15 protein-coding genes are annotated in these 16,946 nt (G+C 35.4%); 8 read left to right on the top strand and 7 right to left on the bottom strand.

Annotated elements, in window-relative coordinates; all coding sequences use genetic code 11:
• Window positions 1-35 precede the first annotated feature (35 nt).
• The 8 genes from CDOM15925_RS03890 to CDOM15925_RS10040 are packed head-to-tail and all read left to right on the top strand — an operon-like array spanning window position 36 to window position 8,041.
• Window positions 36-1,658 (top strand): HAL/PAL/TAL family ammonia-lyase, encoded by a 1,623-nt coding sequence (locus CDOM15925_RS03890; protein ID WP_169941302.1) that lies wholly within the window; start codon window positions 36-38, stop codon window positions 1,656-1,658.
• An 11-nt stretch (window positions 1,659-1,669) separates the two neighbouring features.
• Complete coding sequence (locus CDOM15925_RS03885) at window positions 1,670-2,842, top strand: Opr family porin (RefSeq protein WP_169941298.1); 1,173 nt, start codon at window positions 1,670-1,672, stop codon at window positions 2,840-2,842.
• Window positions 2,843-2,852: 10 nt separating this feature from the next.
• Entirely contained in the window at window positions 2,853-4,409 is a 1,557-nt protein-coding gene (locus CDOM15925_RS03880; RefSeq protein ID WP_169941296.1) for a flavocytochrome c, read from the top strand.
• On the top strand, window positions 4,403-4,804 hold the full coding sequence (locus CDOM15925_RS03875; RefSeq protein WP_169941294.1) for a cytochrome c3 family protein: 402 nt from the start codon (window positions 4,403-4,405) through the stop codon (window positions 4,802-4,804). The genes CDOM15925_RS03880 and CDOM15925_RS03875 overlap by 7 nt, the downstream gene beginning before the upstream one ends.
• A 10-nt stretch (window positions 4,805-4,814) precedes the next feature.
• Entirely contained in the window at window positions 4,815-5,378 is a 564-nt protein-coding gene (locus tag CDOM15925_RS03870; RefSeq protein ID WP_169941292.1) for a cytochrome c3 family protein, read from the top strand.
• Window positions 5,379-5,394: 16 nt separating this feature from the next.
• Complete coding sequence (locus tag CDOM15925_RS10050) at window positions 5,395-7,356, top strand: sensor histidine kinase (protein ID WP_249934680.1); 1,962 nt, start codon at window positions 5,395-5,397, stop codon at window positions 7,354-7,356.
• 1 nt (window position 7,357) lies between these two features.
• Window positions 7,358-7,618 (top strand): response regulator transcription factor, encoded by a 261-nt coding sequence (locus tag CDOM15925_RS10045; RefSeq protein ID WP_249934679.1) that lies wholly within the window; start codon window positions 7,358-7,360, stop codon window positions 7,616-7,618.
• 33 nt (window positions 7,619-7,651) lie between these two features.
• Entirely contained in the window at window positions 7,652-8,041 is a 390-nt protein-coding gene (locus tag CDOM15925_RS10040) for a response regulator transcription factor (protein ID WP_249934678.1), read from the top strand.
• A 144-nt stretch (window positions 8,042-8,185) separates the two neighbouring features.
• Here the strand turns inward: CDOM15925_RS10040 and CDOM15925_RS03850 are convergent, their stop codons facing one another.
• The 7 genes from CDOM15925_RS03850 to CDOM15925_RS10195 form a co-directional block, all read right to left on the bottom strand.
• Window positions 8,186-8,836, bottom strand: coding sequence for an HAD family hydrolase (locus CDOM15925_RS03850; protein ID WP_169941290.1), 651 nt, complete (start codon window positions 8,834-8,836; stop codon window positions 8,186-8,188).
• Entirely contained in the window at window positions 8,829-9,650 is an 822-nt protein-coding gene (locus CDOM15925_RS03845; RefSeq protein ID WP_169941288.1) for a mechanosensitive ion channel family protein, read from the bottom strand. The genes CDOM15925_RS03850 and CDOM15925_RS03845 overlap by 8 nt, the downstream gene beginning before the upstream one ends.
• An 18-nt stretch (window positions 9,651-9,668) precedes the next feature.
• Window positions 9,669-10,673: an OmpA family protein gene (locus CDOM15925_RS03840; protein WP_169941286.1), complete on the bottom strand. Its 1,005-nt coding sequence runs from the start codon at window positions 10,671-10,673 to the stop codon at window positions 9,669-9,671.
• Window positions 10,674-10,906: 233 nt separating this feature from the next.
• A complete protein-coding gene (rpsI, locus tag CDOM15925_RS03835; RefSeq protein ID WP_169941284.1) occupies window positions 10,907-11,296 on the bottom strand; it encodes a 30S ribosomal protein S9 in 390 nt (129 codons plus the stop codon).
• A gap of 2 nt (window positions 11,297-11,298) precedes the next feature.
• The gene (rplM, locus tag CDOM15925_RS03830) at window positions 11,299-11,724 is read right to left on the bottom strand and encodes a 50S ribosomal protein L13 (protein WP_169941281.1); all 426 of its coding nucleotides are present in this window, start codon (window positions 11,722-11,724) and stop codon (window positions 11,299-11,301) included.
• Window positions 11,725-11,801: 77 nt separating this feature from the next.
• A complete protein-coding gene (locus CDOM15925_RS03825; RefSeq protein ID WP_169941279.1) occupies window positions 11,802-14,600 on the bottom strand; it encodes a RecB-like helicase in 2,799 nt (932 codons plus the stop codon).
• The gene (locus CDOM15925_RS10195) at window positions 14,597-16,939 is read right to left on the bottom strand and encodes a PD-(D/E)XK nuclease family protein (protein ID WP_349644317.1); all 2,343 of its coding nucleotides are present in this window, start codon (window positions 16,937-16,939) and stop codon (window positions 14,597-14,599) included. The genes CDOM15925_RS03825 and CDOM15925_RS10195 overlap by 4 nt, the downstream gene beginning before the upstream one ends.
• Window positions 16,940-16,946 lie beyond the last annotated feature (7 nt).

The raw sequence follows: 16,946 nt of genomic DNA, 5'->3' as shown, positions 1-16,946 counted from the left end.
TATTACTCTGCAAAACAAATTTTTAGGAGGAATTGATGTTTAACTTTAGAAATTTATCTATAGTAGCCGTGTTGGCGCTTGGACTTAGCGCTCAAACCATAACTCTTAATGGAGAAAGCGTCTCATCAAAAGAAATTTTAGCGATTTCAAATGGTGCTAAAGTAGAGATTAGCGAAAAAGCTTTTAAAAAAGCTCAAAAATCTCACGAGGTACTGCTTCAAGCAGCAAAAGACGGTCAAAAAATTTACGGATTAACCGTTGGAGTTGGGCTTAATAAAGATAAAAAATTCGTAGATGCAAAGGGAAATTTGGATGCCGAAGTTATCAAAGCTTCAACTGATTTTAACATCGGACTAATCCATGCTCACTGTGGCGGCGTTTATAAGGATATGCCTATCAAGACTGCTAGAGCGGTTTTAGCTACGAGATTAAACAACATGCTGTTTGGTGCAACAGGCGTTCAAAGTGATGTAATCAACCTATATAAAGAATTTTTAAATCACGACATAATCCCTGCAATGCCAAGCAAAGGCTCTATGGGTGAAGCCGATATAACCATACTAGGTCACGTAGGTCTTGCGATGATGGGAGAGGGTTATGTGTATTATAAAGGCGAAAAAATGCAAGCTGCGGAGGCCTTAAAACGAGCAGGACTTAAAAAACTTACTCCGTTTGGCAAAGATAGCCTTTCTATATTAAGCTCCAATGCGTATTCGGCTGCACTAGGAAGTCTAGCGCTTGAGGATTTAAAACAAGCGTTAAAGATGTCTAAGCTTGTATTTGCACTTAGCATAGAAGCATTTAACGGAAATGTCGCGCCTTTTTCAAAAGAAGCGTCAGAGCTTAGACCTTTTCCTGATTTTGTAGAAACAACAAAAGAGTTAAGAGAAATTCTAAAAGATAGTTATCTTTGGGATAAAGACGACACAAGAGCATTGCAAGATCCGCTTAGCTATAGAGACGCTTCATATTTCTTTGCGGCACTTAAAAATACTGTTGAGGAGTTAGAAAATTTAATGAAAATTCAGCTTAACTCTTCAGATGACAATCCTGGAATTTTAGTAGGCACAAAACCTCAAACAGACAAATTCCAAGAGACTAAACTATTTACAAAAAACGGAGCAGTCGTTCCGACATCAAATTTTGAACCTTTAATGTGGGTTTTGGAATTTGAAAAAGCTTCTATAGTTCTAGCCCACAACTCAAAAGCTTCAGCGCTTAGAACGATCAAGCTTTCAAATGACGGCTTTACAAAACTAACCAGATTTTTAGGTACGGACAAGACTATTCACGCATTTGGCGCTATGCAAAAACCTTTCGTTTCGCTAGCCGGAGAAAATCAGTTTTTAGCAAATCCTGCTTCGCTAAACTACACTCCTGTTGCGGGTGAGATAGAAGATGTAGCTACAAACGCACCTCTTGTAGTTCAAAAACTTCAACAACAAATCGATAATTTTTATAATATCGTAGGCATGGAGCTAATGCACGCCGCACAAGCGATAGATCTAAGAAAAGAGAAAAATCCGAATTTAAAACTTTCAAAAGCGACTGAAAAGATATATAGCGAGTATAGAAAAGTAGTTAAATTTATGGATACGGACAGACCTCTTACAGATGATTTTAGAAATTCTGCAAAATTTTTAAAAGAGTATAAATAAGGAGCAAGTCGATGAAAAAAAGTTTAGTATTAATAACGGCGCTATATGCAAGCGCCGTTTTAGCAAACAGCGATGATCTGGCAAGCGCTCTTGCAAACGGTAAAGTAAGCGGCGATGTTTCTGTGTTTTATGAAAGTCGTCATATAAACAAAGGCCAAAAGTCGGTTTATTACAACAACACAGCCTGGGCGGTAGGCTCGGTAGGGCTTAAATTTGAAACTGATTTTTACAAAAATTTCAAAGCGGTAGTCGGCTTTAGAGCCAGTGCTCCTCTTTATGAAAAAGATAAAAATTTAAAGACATTGCACGGAACAGGTGATTCTACAGAGAGAATTTACGAAGACGATAGAGTGCTGCTATCAAATTTGTATTTAGAATATAACGCTTACGATACCGCTATCAAAATCGGTCGTCAAGAGATGATAAGCGACTGGATCGGCAAGATAAATGACGGCGTTAGAATCACAAACAACTCTGTCTCAAATTTAACTCTTGATGCTATGTGGACAAGAGCCCAAGGAAGAGCTTATCTAAAAGAGATGTGGGGATTTAATAAAAAAAGAATCAACAAAGACGACGGAGGGCTTTTTAACCTAGGAGCTACATATAAATTTGACGGAGGATTTGGAATTAAAGCTTATGGATTATACGCAAAAGATATATTCTCAGGTTTTGGCGCAAAGGCTATGTATGACGGTCAAATCAGCGACGATCTAGGACTTGGCGGTATGCTTCACTACGCAAGAAGCGATGAAGAGAAGAAAAATCACGACGGAAAAGTTCTTGAGGCAACAGCTTACGCCAAATATCTTGACAACAAATTTACCCTAGGATATGTAAAAACAGGCAAAGAGATCGGCTGGGGAAGCTTAAATATGGCGGGTGATCAAATAGTTCCTTTTGAAGAGGGCGATGTAATGTATGAAAGAGATATTAGAACTCTTTATGCAATGCTTTCAACTAAGATAGAACAATTATCGATAACCGGACTTTACGGAACTACAAACTACAAACTTAAAGGCGGCGATGATACCAAATACAGACAAAACGAACTTAGCGTCTGGCTAAACTATCCGATCATGAAAAATTTAAATGCCTTCGTGATATACGATCAAGTATTTAGAGCCCAAAAAGGATATCCAAGCCTTAGACAAGTAGGCGCAGGTCTTAGCTACACTTTTTGAAAGGTAAAAAATGGCTAGTAGAAGAGAATTTTTAAACGGATTGATGCTGCTTGGAGCGGCATCAATGACAAAAACACCGCTTTTTGCCGATACAAACAGCATAAAGTGGGATGAGGAATGGGACGTGCTGGTAGTAGGATCAGGTTTTGCCGGATCTGCCGCTACATGTCAGGCGATAGAAGATGGCGCCAAAACACTTATGATAGATAAAATGCCTGTTCTTGGCGGAAATTCCGCTATTAACGGCGGGGCATTTGCTATCGTAAATTCAAGCTATCAAAAAGATAGAGGCATAGAGGATTCTTACGAGCTTTACGTAAAAGATATCTTAAAAGCGGGGTTAAATTTAAACCGAATGGACTTGGTTGAGGTTATTGCCAAAAACGGAAATGACGCTTACGAATTTACCCTTGAAAGAGGCGTTTATTATAGAAATGCGCTTGGACAATTCGGTGGGCATTCCGTCCCTAGAACGATATGGCCTGAGATAAATTCAGGTGGCAAGATAACCATACCGCTTCAAGAGCATGCAATGAAACAAGGTGCTACAATACGAACAAGAGTGATCTTGGACGACTTTATCTTTAACGATGCGGGTAGAGTTATAGGAGCAAAGGTTAGGGAAAATTATGATTTTATCTTTGATCCTTCAAAAGACGAAGCGGACAATAAAAGCGGAACGGTTAAATTTTACAAAATAAACGGCGGAATCGTAATGGCTACGGGCGGCTTTTCTTATGACGTTAAATTTAGACAAGAGATAGATCCTGCGATTACCCCTGATTTAGACTGTACAAACCACTACGGAGCTACCGCACAAGCGCTTAAAGTAATGATGAAAAACAGAGCCCAGACAGTGGATTTAAAATGGATCCAGCTTGGTCCGTGGGGTAGTCCAGACGAAAAAGGATTTGGCATAGCTCCTGTCTTTGCAATACCTGCATTCTCTTACGGAGTTATGGTAGATGCAAGAACAGGAAAAAGATTTGTAAACGAGCTTGCGGATAGAAAAATACGCTCGGATGCTATTTTAAAAATGCACAAAAACCCTGATGGAAGCATAACTCATCCTGTCGTAATCTGTGATAGCGTAGGTGCACAAGGAACAACTAAGGCAAATGTTCACAGAGGAATTCATAAAGGAGTTATCAAGGTATTTGACACTATTGAAGAGCTTGCTAAGTATTACAATATACCATACGAAGGGCTTAAAAAGACTATTGACGACTACACTAGATACGCTAAAAACGGCAAAGACGAGGAATTTAATAAGCCATTCTTTAAATTTAAAGATATGATCCCGGATCTTACGAAACCGCCTTTTTATGCATGGAGAGCATTACCGAAAGTGCATCACACAATGGGAGGCGTAAAAATAGACACAGAGGCTAGAGTGTATGATATAGACGACAAGCCTATAGTGGGGCTATTTGCAGCAGGCGAAGCGGTAGGCGGACCGCACGGAGCCAGCAGGCTTGGAAGCTGTGCGATACCTGATTGTTTGGTATTTGGAAGAATAGCAGGCAGAAACGCTACATTACTAGCAAAAAAGGATAAAAAATGCTAAAAATTTTTAAGACACTTTTGATTTTTTGCTTCACTTTTAGTGTAGCTCTGTTTGCTGCGGATTTAAATTCAACTACTGCAAATAAATACACGAAAGAGAACTACCCTATAAAGGCTCATCATGAAAAATTTGGACTTAGCTGTGCAAATTGCCATAAAGAAAGCGATCCGAAAGATTACAAAGCACTAAGTGCAAATGATTGCTTAAGCTGTCATAAAAGCTATGCCAGTCTTGCCGAGCTAAGCGGACATCTTGGCTACGATGATAATGTTCATGCAAGCCCGCACTATCCAAATGTTGATTGTAACGTTTGTCACGCATCGCACAAACCGTCTAAGAATTTCTGCGTAATGTGCCATTCGCAAGATACGATGAAAAATTTACTGGTTCCATAAAGGAGATATGATGAAAAAAACATTTATAACTTTAGGGCTTTTGGCCTTTGCCTTTGTGGTATTTTTCGGTGGAAACGCTTTGGTGCACTCTACAAGTGACGATAAATTTTGTACGGTTTGCCATGAGTGGATGGATCCTATGGTGGCTACGTATCAAAAAAGCGTTCACGGAGGAGCTAACTCTCATGGAGTAAAGGTAAAATGCGTAGATTGCCATTTGCCTCACGATAGCTACATAGGATATATATTCCAAAAAGCGGCAAACGGGGTGAGTGAAGTTAGCTATATGCTTTTTAACGATGCAAAAGATTATGATTGGCAAGAAAACAGGAAAAAAAGAGAGAAATTTGTATATGATAGCGGTTGTTTAAGCTGCCATCAAACAATTTTAGATATAAATTCAACAAACAAAAACATAAACGACATGCATGCTGCTTACACTAAACTTAAAAACGAGCAAGCAGATAAAGTTGGCTGTGTAACTTGTCACAAGACGGTAGGACATAAAGATCTGGGCAAAGTGCTTTATGAGATCAAGCACCCTCCTGTCGGAAATTGGGATGACAAAAAATAAAATTTAAGAGGGTTTAATGAGGGAGAATTTTTATAAAAAACATCTTTTTATAATATTTTCTCTCATTTTTTTATCCCTCATGGTGGGAAATCACTGGCTTAATCGTTCATTTGTAAAAGAAATTTTAATAAATGAACAATTAAGCATACTAAAAAGCTCTAGCGATAGGATAGAAAAATGGCTGGAAAATAAAAAATCCAGTCTAAAATCAATAAATTCCCTAATATCAAAATACGATTCCGAGATAGGCGAACAAACCATACAAGATATACTTGAAAAAAGCCAAAACATAGCTAAATTTTCAAGTGTTTATGCAGGATACGAAAATAAAATTACAATCTCAAGTAAAATTTTTAATAAGCCCCAAAACTATGATCCCACTAAGCGTCCATGGTATATCAACACAATCAAAGAAGACAAACTATATATAACCAAGCCTTATTTGGACGTAGGGCTTCAAACACATGTTATTTCGATATGTCAAAGCATAAAAGATAAGGATATATCAAAAGGCGTCTTGTGCGGAATTTTATCGTTTAACGATATCAAAAGCGAAATTTTAGATCTCAGGCTTGAAAAAAACGGATATATATTTTTAATGGATTATGACTTCAATATCCTGCTTCATCCCGATGAAACTCTAGAACTTAAAAAAGCGGAGTTTAATATCGATGATTTAAATTTAACTCAAACTTTAAACTACGAAACGGACAGTGAAATTTTAACTTTTAAACCGCTGCCAAATTCACACCTAATACTAGTTGCAAAGACACTTAAAAAAAATATTTATACAAGGATAAATGAGCAGTTTATAGTAAATTTTGCAATATACATAATAAGTATATTTTTGTTTTTAACACTTGCATTTTTTTACAATAAAATTTCAAACAAACAAGAAACTCTTCTTGAAAAGACAAATAAAATGCTTGATCTGTTTGTAAACAACAGTTCAAAAGGCATTTTAATCACAAACGAGCAAAATAAAATCATATTCACAAATAAAAAATTAAACAACATACTAAATTTACAAAATTATCCCGTGGATTATGATGAGCTGATACAAAATTTCCCCGCTCAAACAGCAGCCAAGATAAAAAATTTTGCTTTAAAAAGATCAAATTCAAAATCCTATTTAGAGCTGCATTATGAACTAAATAAAAAACATTTTCAGATCCAAATTTCATCTATTTTCACTCAAAACAAAAACTATGAAGGTATGATTTTATTTTTAACCAATGTAAGCCAAAAACACAAATTTAATGAATTCAAAAAAGAGCATGAAAGAATGCTTTTCCAACAAACTAAAATGGCCGAACTGGGACAAATGATAGCTGCCATTTCGCACCAATGGGTACAGCCTTTAAACTCTCTTAGTATTTTTCTTGGAAATTTGATGCAATTTAAAAAGATAAATAAGCTAAGTGATGAAATTTTTTACGAAAATATAACCAGATCTCTTAACAACATAGACTATCTGGTAAACACTATGGATATATTTAAAAATTTTTATAAGCTTGAGACAAAGACGCAAATTTTTGATATAAAAAAAGCTATTTCAGATACTATTTTCATCCTGTTTGCGCAACAATCAAAAATCAACATAAAAATAGCTATAAAACAAAATACTAATTTAACATGTCAAAACTATCTAAATGAATTTAAGCAGATAATAGCCTGCCTGATACAAAACTCAAAACAAGCTCTAATAGATAGTAAAAATAAAAAAAGAGCCAGGATAGTTATCTCAATAAAAGAAAATAATACACATTTTGAAATAAGAGTCATAGATAATGCGGGCGGAATCAATGAAAACCAAAAAGATAAAATTTTTACTCCGTTTTTAAGCACTAAAAATAGCACAGGACTCGGACTTTATATATCAAAACTAATAGCAAATAAAAAATGTCGCGGGGATTTATATCTCATCAAAAGCAAAAATCCAACAATATTTATGCTAAAAATAGCAAAAAAGGTCTAAAATGATAGATACCAACATCCTTTCAAAACTCAAAAATATATCCGTTTTACTTGTGGAAGATGATGAGAATACAAGACTGGCCATAACTCAATCTTTAGAGTTTTATTGTAAAAAAATACAGACCGCCAAGGACGGAATGGAGGGTTTTAACAAATATTTCAAAGACCAGTTTGATATAGTAATAACCGATATAAATTTGCCAAATTTAAATGGTCTTGAAATGCTTGATGAGATAAAAAAGAGAGCTCCTCACGTAGCTTAGATCATCATAACATCTTATGACACTAGCGAAAATATGCTAGCCAGCATAGAGCTTGGCGCTTATAACTACTTAAGAAAACCTTTTAAGATAGAAGAGCTACAAACAACTATTTTAATGGCTACAAAAAATTTGTATGAAAATAAAATTAGATTTAAAGACGGCTACGAATATGACTTTTTGCAAAAAAGACTATTTAAAAATTCAGAAGAAGTTGCACTTACAAAAATAGAATCAAAACTATTTTTCTTATTAGTAAGCAACATAAACAAAATAGTCAGCTATGAAGTAATAGAAAATTTCGTATGGAACGAAAAATCAATGAGTAATGAAGCCTTGAGAATGGCGATAAAAAAGATTAGACTTAAGACCGACAATGATTTAATAGAAAATATATCAGGTACCGGCTATAGAATAAATAATTGAGCTTTGAAATTTGTTTTGGCGGATAAATGTTTAAATCAAACTAAGATTTGATCTATCAAATTTAAGCTGCGTATAGCGATTTTATCTTTAAAAAAAGCAAGCGCTTTGAGTTAAATTTCAAAGTCTCAGTAAAGTTTATTTAATTTACAAATTTTTTATATACTCAACAGCCTCAAGAGAGTTACTAAAAATTTTATCAGAGCAAGTTTGTAAAACATCAAATGTGCCATAACCACAAAGTAGCGCTAAGCCATTCACTTTAGCCGCTCTTGCAGCTCCCATATCCATACAGGTATCGCCTATCATAAAAGTATTTGCTCTATCTTGAAGGTCATCTTTACCAAGCCTTGCTAAAGCTAAATTTATAGGCTCAGGATTTGGCTTTGGATTTGCCACATCATTTCTTCCGATAAGAGTTTTAACATACTGCATAATGTCAAGATGCTCAAGCAATATCGCCGAAAATTTAGAAGTCTTAGTAGTAACTACACCAACATCTGCTATATGGGAAGCTAGTTTAACTGCATCTTTAGCAAATTTTAAAAGCGTAGTTTGATCTAAATAGATTTCCTGATATCTAGCCTTATAAGCCTCTATATAGCTATCTATGAGTTCGTTATTTACGCCTAATCTAGCAAACATAACATCAAGAGGATGTCCTATGAGTGATTTTATATCTTGGCTATTTGGCTGAAAAGCACCGTGCGCTCTAAAAGCTTGATTAAACCCGTCTAAAATAGCAGGAGTTGAATCAATAAGAGTTCCGTCAAGATCAAAGAGTATAGTCTTATTCACTCTGCTTCTTTTGCGGATAGTGAATATTAAGCTGAGGGAAAGGTATAGAGATGCCTTGATTATCAAACTCTAATTTTACAGCTTCAAGCATACTAAACTGAACATCCATAAAATCTCCGCTCAAACACCAAAGTCTAGCGGCTAAATTTACGCTATTATCCCCAAGACTACTTACACCTACAAAAGGAGCTGGGTTTTTTAAAACTTTTGGATTTTCATTAGCTATTTTTAAAATAATCTCTTTAGCAAGCTTTAAATCATCATTATAGTCAATGCCAAATACTATTTCAACGCGTCTTGTGCCCTCTTTTGAGTAATTTATGATGTTATCGTTGATGATCTGTCCGTTTGGAACGATAATAGTTTTATTATCTCCTGTTTTTAAGATAGTGCTAAAGATGCTTATTTCGCTAACTACTCCCAAAACACCTGAAACTTCAACGGTATCGCCGATCTTAAATGGTCTAAAAAATACTATCAAAATACCTGCGCCGATATTAGAAAAAGTGTCTTTAAATGCCATGCCTATAGCAAGGCCAAGGGCTCCAAATGCTGCTACAAACATAGAAGTTTCTATGCCTAAATTTGATATAGCAGCTATGATTACGAAGACTATTAGAAGAGTTTTTATTACATTAAGTATAAATCTTGAAAGAGTTTCATCAAATTTTGAAACAGTTATAGCTTTAGAAAGCAGTTTAGAAACTCTATCGACAAGCCACTTGCCTATAAGTAAGATTGCGATAGAGCCTAAAATTTTAAGCGAGTATGAGGATATTAAAGACCAAATAGCATCAAAATTAATATCGCTCATACTCATATTTTAATTTAATTATTTATTAAATCTAGCTTCAACACGTCTGTTTTCCGCTCTACCTTGTTTTGTTTTATTGTCAGCTATAGGCTTAAGCTCACCATAACCTACAGTTGTGATTTTGCTTGCGCTTACACCAAGACCCTCAAGAGCTTTAGCAACAGCATTTGCTCTTTTTTCAGATAGTTTTTGGTTGTAAGCCTCAGCGCCTGTGCTATCAGTATGTCCTTCTAGTACAACACGGTAGCTTGGATTTTCGCTCATAAACATAGCTACTTTTTTGATCTCCTCAAGATATTCAGGAGTTACTTTATAGCTATCAAATGCAAAATTTACACCGATATCTCTAAGAACGATAACTTTCTCACAACCTGTCTCATCAACTACAACGCCTGCCGGTGTATTAGGGCATTTATCAACGTCATTTAAAACGCCGTCGTTGTCATCGTCAAGATTTACAGGTTTTGGCATCATTGGTTTTGGTTCCGGAGCAGCAGCAACTACTGGAGCAGCTTTCTCGCCAAATCCTACAGCAAAACCGAGTGTATAGAATAGATTGTGATCTCCATGCTCAAATTTGATAGCATCAACAGCTTCTGCACGAAGTGCAAAGTTTTCTGTAACTTTATATTTTAGACCTAAGCCGTACTGACCAAATCCACCATCTTCATTATCAACAAATTTAGCAGACACATCTTCCCATCCGGCACCAAGTAGTCCATATAGAGATAGATTGTTTGTAAGACCAAAATCTTTAATAACATTTACAAAATATCTTGTAGCGTTACCTTTTACACCAAATTCTTTAATATTGTTTGAATAATTAAAGCCTAATTCAACTTGATCAAGGAAGAAATTCTCAAGATTTCTGCCAACTCTTAAACCGATAGCAGCATGATCGTTTGTTCCAAGATTTCCTTCAGGGTGAACTCCTCCGATAGTTGGAGTCAACTCATAGTTATATGCTGAATCAGCAGCAAAAAGTGCAGTAGCAGCAACTAAAGCAATAGCAATCTTTTTCATAGAATATCCTTTCTTTGCATATTTTTAAATGCAAGTTAAAATGTTATCACAAATTTTATAAATGTTATTTAAACACTTTGTTTACTATTATACAAAAAAATAATTTATAATACAAATTTACTATTTTTATCAAAAAATTAAAAATATAAAAAAGTGTAATTTTGAAGTCAAATTGTATTAAAAAGAGCAAATTCAAAGCCCCAAAAAGGAGCTTTGACAAGTATAAATATTGATTAACGTTTAGAGAATTGTGGGCTTCTTCTAGCTTTTCTTCTACCGAATTTCTTACGCTCAACAACACGTGAATCACGAGTTAGCAAGCCTTTTGGTTTAAGAGTAGCTCTGAAATCCGCATCCATCTCTGCCAAAGCTTTTGAAATTCCGTGTCTTAAAGCCTCGGCTTGTGCTGAGTATCCACCGCCAAGAGTTGTAGCGGTTACGTCTATGCTGCCGTCTTGCTTTGTTAGAAGAAGTGGCTGAACAACTTTTAGTTTAATTGCTTCATGCCCACCAAGCCAAGTATTAAGATCCATTCCGTTTACTATGATTTTTCCGCTTCCAGATTTTATCCAAACCTTAGCTACAGCAGTTTTTCTTTTACCAGTTGCATAAACTTTCGCCATAATTATTTTCCTTCTTTAGCAATTTGAGCTGTATGAGGATGTTCGCTACCCGCATAAACTTTTAATTTCTTAATCATCTCTTTACCAAGCTTTGTCTTTGGAAGCATTCCGCGAACAGCAAGCTTAAATAGTTTTTCCGGTTTATTTGCAAGCAAATCACCGAATTTCTCGCTCTTTACGCTACCAAAATATCCTGAATGTCTGTGATAAAGCTTATCTTCGGCTTTATTGTTGCCTGTAAATTCTACCTTTGAAGCGTTTATTATGATAACATAGTCGCCACAATCAACGTTTGGAGTAAAATTTGGCTTATTTTTACCGCGAAGTATAGTTGCAACTTCGGTTAATAATCTACCAAAACGCTTGCCGGACGCATCAAGCAAAATCCAATCGCGCTTAACTTCGTTTGGCTTTGTTATTTTTGTCATTTTCTTACCTTTGCCAATAATTTTAGAGTGTGATTGTATTTAAAAATAGCTTATATTAACCTTAATTTAAGTAATATTTAAATTTCAATCCACTCTATCTTATCCTTAAAGGCGTAAAACAGTGTGGCTCTAACATTAAAATTCGGGTAAAACTGCCCTATAGCGTCTTTATAATGCGTTATTTGAGCGATATTTTCTTCAGTATTTTTCTTTGAAGTTTTATAATCAATTATACAAATTTCATCATCTTTAAAACATAGCAAATCAATCTGTCTAAGGGAGTTTTGAAATCTAATAGGCTGCTCTTTAAACACAAATTTAGAATTTGTAAATTCTTTAAATTTCTTATCTTTAATCAAATTTAAAGCACTCTTATAAACATCATCAAGCTCGTTTTGCGTAAGGAATTTACTAAATCTATTTTGCATTGAAATTTTAGCTATCTCAAGCTCATTTTCATCAAATTTAGCCGTCATTTCAAGCAGGTAATGAAGCGCCAGCCCGACATAAATAGCATGCAAATTCTTGCTACTTTGCCTTTGGGATTCATCAACTTCTTGCTTTGAAATTTTAACTATCTCAAGATGATCGTGTGATATTTTCTCATTTGCACTTTCACTTTTACTAGGCAAAATTTTTCCAAAACTAAAGTCATTTAAATTTAGATACTCCACACTTTTTCCGTTTGATTCATAAGCGCTAAAAAAGCTAGGATTTTTGCCGTTTGCTTCCAGTTTTTTTACAACTACAAGCGAACAAATAGCGCGTGTAAAAGCAACATAGAGTTTATTTATATCCTCTGCGTATTCAAGCTCTTTTACTCTTTGCTTAAGATTTGCAAATTCATCGTCAAAACTCTCCTTTTTGACGTTATGTTTTATCTGCCAACCGCTATTTATATCGTATTCGGTAATAAAATTTGAACTATCGTTTTTATCTCCGCCTATCTTATCGCATACTATCACATGCTCGAACTGAAGCCCTTTTGACTTATGCACGGTCATTATTTTTACGCCGTTTTTACTTTTTGAACTAGCTTTTTCTTGGGTTCTTTCAAGATTAAATATAAAATTAGCCAAATTTCCAAACTCTTGAGCCATCTCATAAAGCCTTAAAACATCGCTATTATCGCTACTTACTCCAAGTTTATCTGCTAAGTATTTTAAGCTTTGAAACGCCGGTTTGGCTTCATCTATTTTTAGCCTTACGGCTTTTACATCCAAAATCGCTTCTGTATTTAGCTTATAAATTTCATCGCCAAACAGGCAAAATTTAGCATACTCCAAGAGTGCGCCCACATAAGGGCTTTTGATTAGCTCGGTAGCTCCTTCTCCTAGACTTTTTATGCCGCTAGCTTCAAGTGCTAGGCTAAGGCGATCTATGTCTTCGTTTTTCCAGCAAAGTATCGTTATATCATCTTCTTTTACTCCGTTTGCAAGCAGGTTTTTAGTCTGCTCTACCACCTCGCTTACGATATCTTCACTGCTTACGACACGCAAAAATCCATGATCGTTAGACTCGCTTTTAAAATACTCGCACTCATCCAAAACCTGCGCGCCATCTATACGCTCATCATTTTTTACAGATGCTTTTTGCTCTATAAAATTTGCGATCTTATCCTTAAAAACCGCATTTGAAAACTTCACAAGAGCTTTGAAACTTCGGTAATTCGTATCTAAATTTTCATTTTCTATCTGGATAAAATCGCTCTTTAGCTTATCAAAAAGCTCCTTTTTCCCGCCACGAAAGCGGTAAATACTCTGCTTGGTATCGCCCACATAAAAAAAGCTTCCAAGCCCGTTTTGTCCGTATCCCGCGACTATTTCGGCGATTAATGGCTTCATGATCTCATACTGCGTTACGTTTGTGTCTTGAAATTCATCGATCAAGAGGTGATTTATCCTACCGTCAAGCCTAAAATAAAGCATCTGGTTATCAAGCTTGCCACAAAGCAGCTCATAAACAAGTGCGTTTATATCGCTAAAAGTAAGAGTATTTAGCTTTTGATTAAGCTCAAGTTTTACTCGCTTATATATTTCTAAAAACCGCCCAAGCTCATTTATCTTATAAGCTTCAAGTTCGTCAAAATAGCTCTTTAGCTCATTTTTAAGCTCAAAAAACAGCTCATCAAGCTTAGGGGTGTAAATTTTAGAGTAAGTGCGGTATTCAAGGCTTTCTTTGCTTATGAAAGAACGTTTGATAAGCTCTATTGGCTCAGCCTCGCTAAATGAATCAACCGCCGTTTTTGAACCGCCATTATTTTCAGCGTATTCGCGCAAATTTAAAAGAGCTTTTTTAACTCCGTCAGGATTTGGAAATTTGGCATTTTCATCGCGTTTTAGCGAGCTAAAATTCTCATAAAACATCTCAAGCGTTTCAAAGAAGTTGTTTTGGCTCTTTTGTGCAGTTGCGATTGAAATCGCAAGCGCTTTTAAAAGCGCATTATCTTTTGAAATTTGAGCTATAAATTCTGCCATTTGAAGCTCTTTTAAATTTGAGCTTATATCAAAATCGGAGCTTAAGCCCAAATTCAAGCTAAACTGTCTTAAAATGCTAGCAAAAAACGAATCAAAAGTGCCTATTTTAAGATTTGATTCTAAAAATTTAGCCTTTTGCTTGTCGCGCATTTTTAAAATTTCTTCTTCGCTTTTTTTAAGCATTTTTGATAGTTCGGCAAGCTCGGCTACGTGAGTTTCAAGAGCTAAAAAAGTCTTGATGATACGCTCTTTCATCTCGTTTGCAGCTTTTTTAGTGAACGTAAGCGCAACTATCTCGTTTGGGTTTGCTCCGTTTAAAATCGTAGCGATAAATCTCACGCTAAGCGCAAATGTTTTACCGCTTCCCGCACTTGCTTCAAGAGCTAAAAACGGCTTCATAGTTCGCCCTTACAAATCGTTTTAAACTCACAGTATCTGCACTCTGCGGAGATATTTTGAGCGAAATTTATATGAGTATTATTTATGCTTTTTAGATTTTCCATCTCTGCTTGAAGTTCGTCTAAATTTGAGCTATTTTCAACCAAATTCATCTCGTTTTTAAGGTCATAATATCTTGTTTCGCATTCTTTGCCGATAAGCGCTTGATAAAATGGAAGTTGCAAGGACTTTTTCTCTATCAAGCCGCTTTTATAATCAATGAGCATCATCTGCTCATTTTTAACGTCAATCCTATCTATAACGCCGATTATATGCACGCCACAAAACGTATTTTCAAGCCTCTTTTCACACTCCAAAACTCGCCAACCCTCTTTAAATCTAGACTCCTCAACTTCGCTAAATTTTTCAAATTTAACCATCAAAATTTCAAAATCAAGCGGACTGATATCCTTTTGCAAAAGGATATTTTTAAATTTGCTTAAATCAAATTCCTTAAAATTTTGATAATACTCGCAAAGTGCGGCATGAAGCTTTAATCCTACTTCAAAGCCTCTTTTTTCATAAGGCATATTAGCAGGCTTAATGCCCTTAATATAAGCATAATAATACTTTCTGGCGCACTTTAAAAATGTGTTAAGTCTTGAAAAAGAAAGCGGTATAGCAAAAAAATCATGCTTTAAAACAACCTCTTCATCAAAGCCCTTAAGAGTAGCCGAATTTGAACCACCAAGCAGTTTCATATAGCTTTCGTCAATAAATTTAACATCCTCAACTACGCTAAACTCGTTTAAAAACCTCGAAGCTATCTTTTCTTCGTTTAAAACATAACCGATCGCTACTTTTTTGGCTGAATTTATAAGACTTTCATAATAAAACCTCTGCAAATTTTCACGCTCGGCGTAGCTTATAAGACCTGCTTTTTCTCTAACGCGAGAGTTTAAAAACATCTCATTTACGCTTCTTTTTGGTATTAGATCGTCGTTAAAATCAAGCAGTATGACGCCCTCAAATTTCATACCGCGACTTTCAAGAACGCCGATAACGCTAACCTTTCCACCGCCTACGTCATCAAGGCTAAGCGATCTTAGACGCATTAAAAATATCTCACAAATTTGCCTTAAACTAAAGCTAAAATAGCGCGATAAATTTTGCACGAAAAAGAGCTCTTCAAGCACTTTTTCTTCTACTCTAGCATCATTTTGCAAGGCTAAAATGTCATCCATCAGCTCTTTAAATTTTTCAAACGAACAGGCACTTTCATAGCCGTTTTTAAATTTATTAAAAAGTTCGTCGCTAACGCCAAATGAGTTTAACACAAACTCGAATTCACTAAATTTTAGACTATTTTCGGGACTTAAATTTATGCTTTTCTTATCGTTTATCGCGTCGTTTATATAGCTTAGCGTCTGAAAAATTTTAGTATGCGTAAAGCTCTCGCCCATTGCGAAGTTAAACAGCCTGTTAAAATCATGCAGTTTTAAAATCTCGCCAAAGCTCTCATCAGGTAGTATTACGGCTATCTTTTCAGGCGCGATACCTTCGCGCACAAACTCGCTAACTTTAGCCATAGCGTAAGCGCATTGCAAGCTTCTAACACTAAACGAGCGAGCCTCTATAGCTCTTTTTCGCTCTATTTTTTCAAGACTTTTGAGGCTTTTTGCGCTGAGATTTAGCTCAAATTTTGTATAAGGGGTGAAATTTTCTATCTCGATGCTTGAAATTTGAGCTATCTTTTCAATAAGTTTTTTATTAAATTTACTTGTTTGAAAGATGATTTTTAGAGTTGTTAAATTTGAAATTTTACCGATGAGCTCCCATTCAAATTCGCTTAAAAATCCGTCTATTTCAATTATAATTTCACTATAAGAGCCTATAAACCGAGTATTTAGTTCATAAATTTCACTCAAAGTTATCTCATCGTATAAATTCTCAGCTTCAAGCAGAGCTTTATACTCTTTAAAAACCGCTTCAAGGATATCAAGGTGCTCCTCAAAATCAGCGTATATATCGCTAAATTTGATGTCTGAGATAGCTCTTTTTTGGATAGCAAGCTCTTTAAAAAAACTAAAAAGATAGTCGTTATTTTTTAAAAAGGCAAAAAATTCATTCGGGATTTTTAGCTTTAAATTTGCTTCTTTTACGCTTGATGTGGCTCTTTGCATCAAAACAAGCAGATAAGTAGGATCAGCGTCAAATTTATCTCTTACAAAAACCGCCTTTTTCTCAAATTCGGCTATTGTAAGAGCTTTTGGTATGAGTTGGTTTTCAAAATTTGAGTTAAATTCGCGAATTTTTCGTGAGTTTGTAAATACAAAAAGCGAATTTTGTCTATCTATCACGCGCAAG

The sequence above is a fragment of the Campylobacter sp. RM15925 genome (assembly GCF_012978775.1).
GTDB classification, from domain to species: Bacteria; Campylobacterota; Campylobacteria; order Campylobacterales; family Campylobacteraceae; genus Campylobacter_A; species Campylobacter_A canis.
Note: the sequence above shows the minus strand (reverse complement) of the source record. Positions and strands in the feature narration are given on the sequence as shown.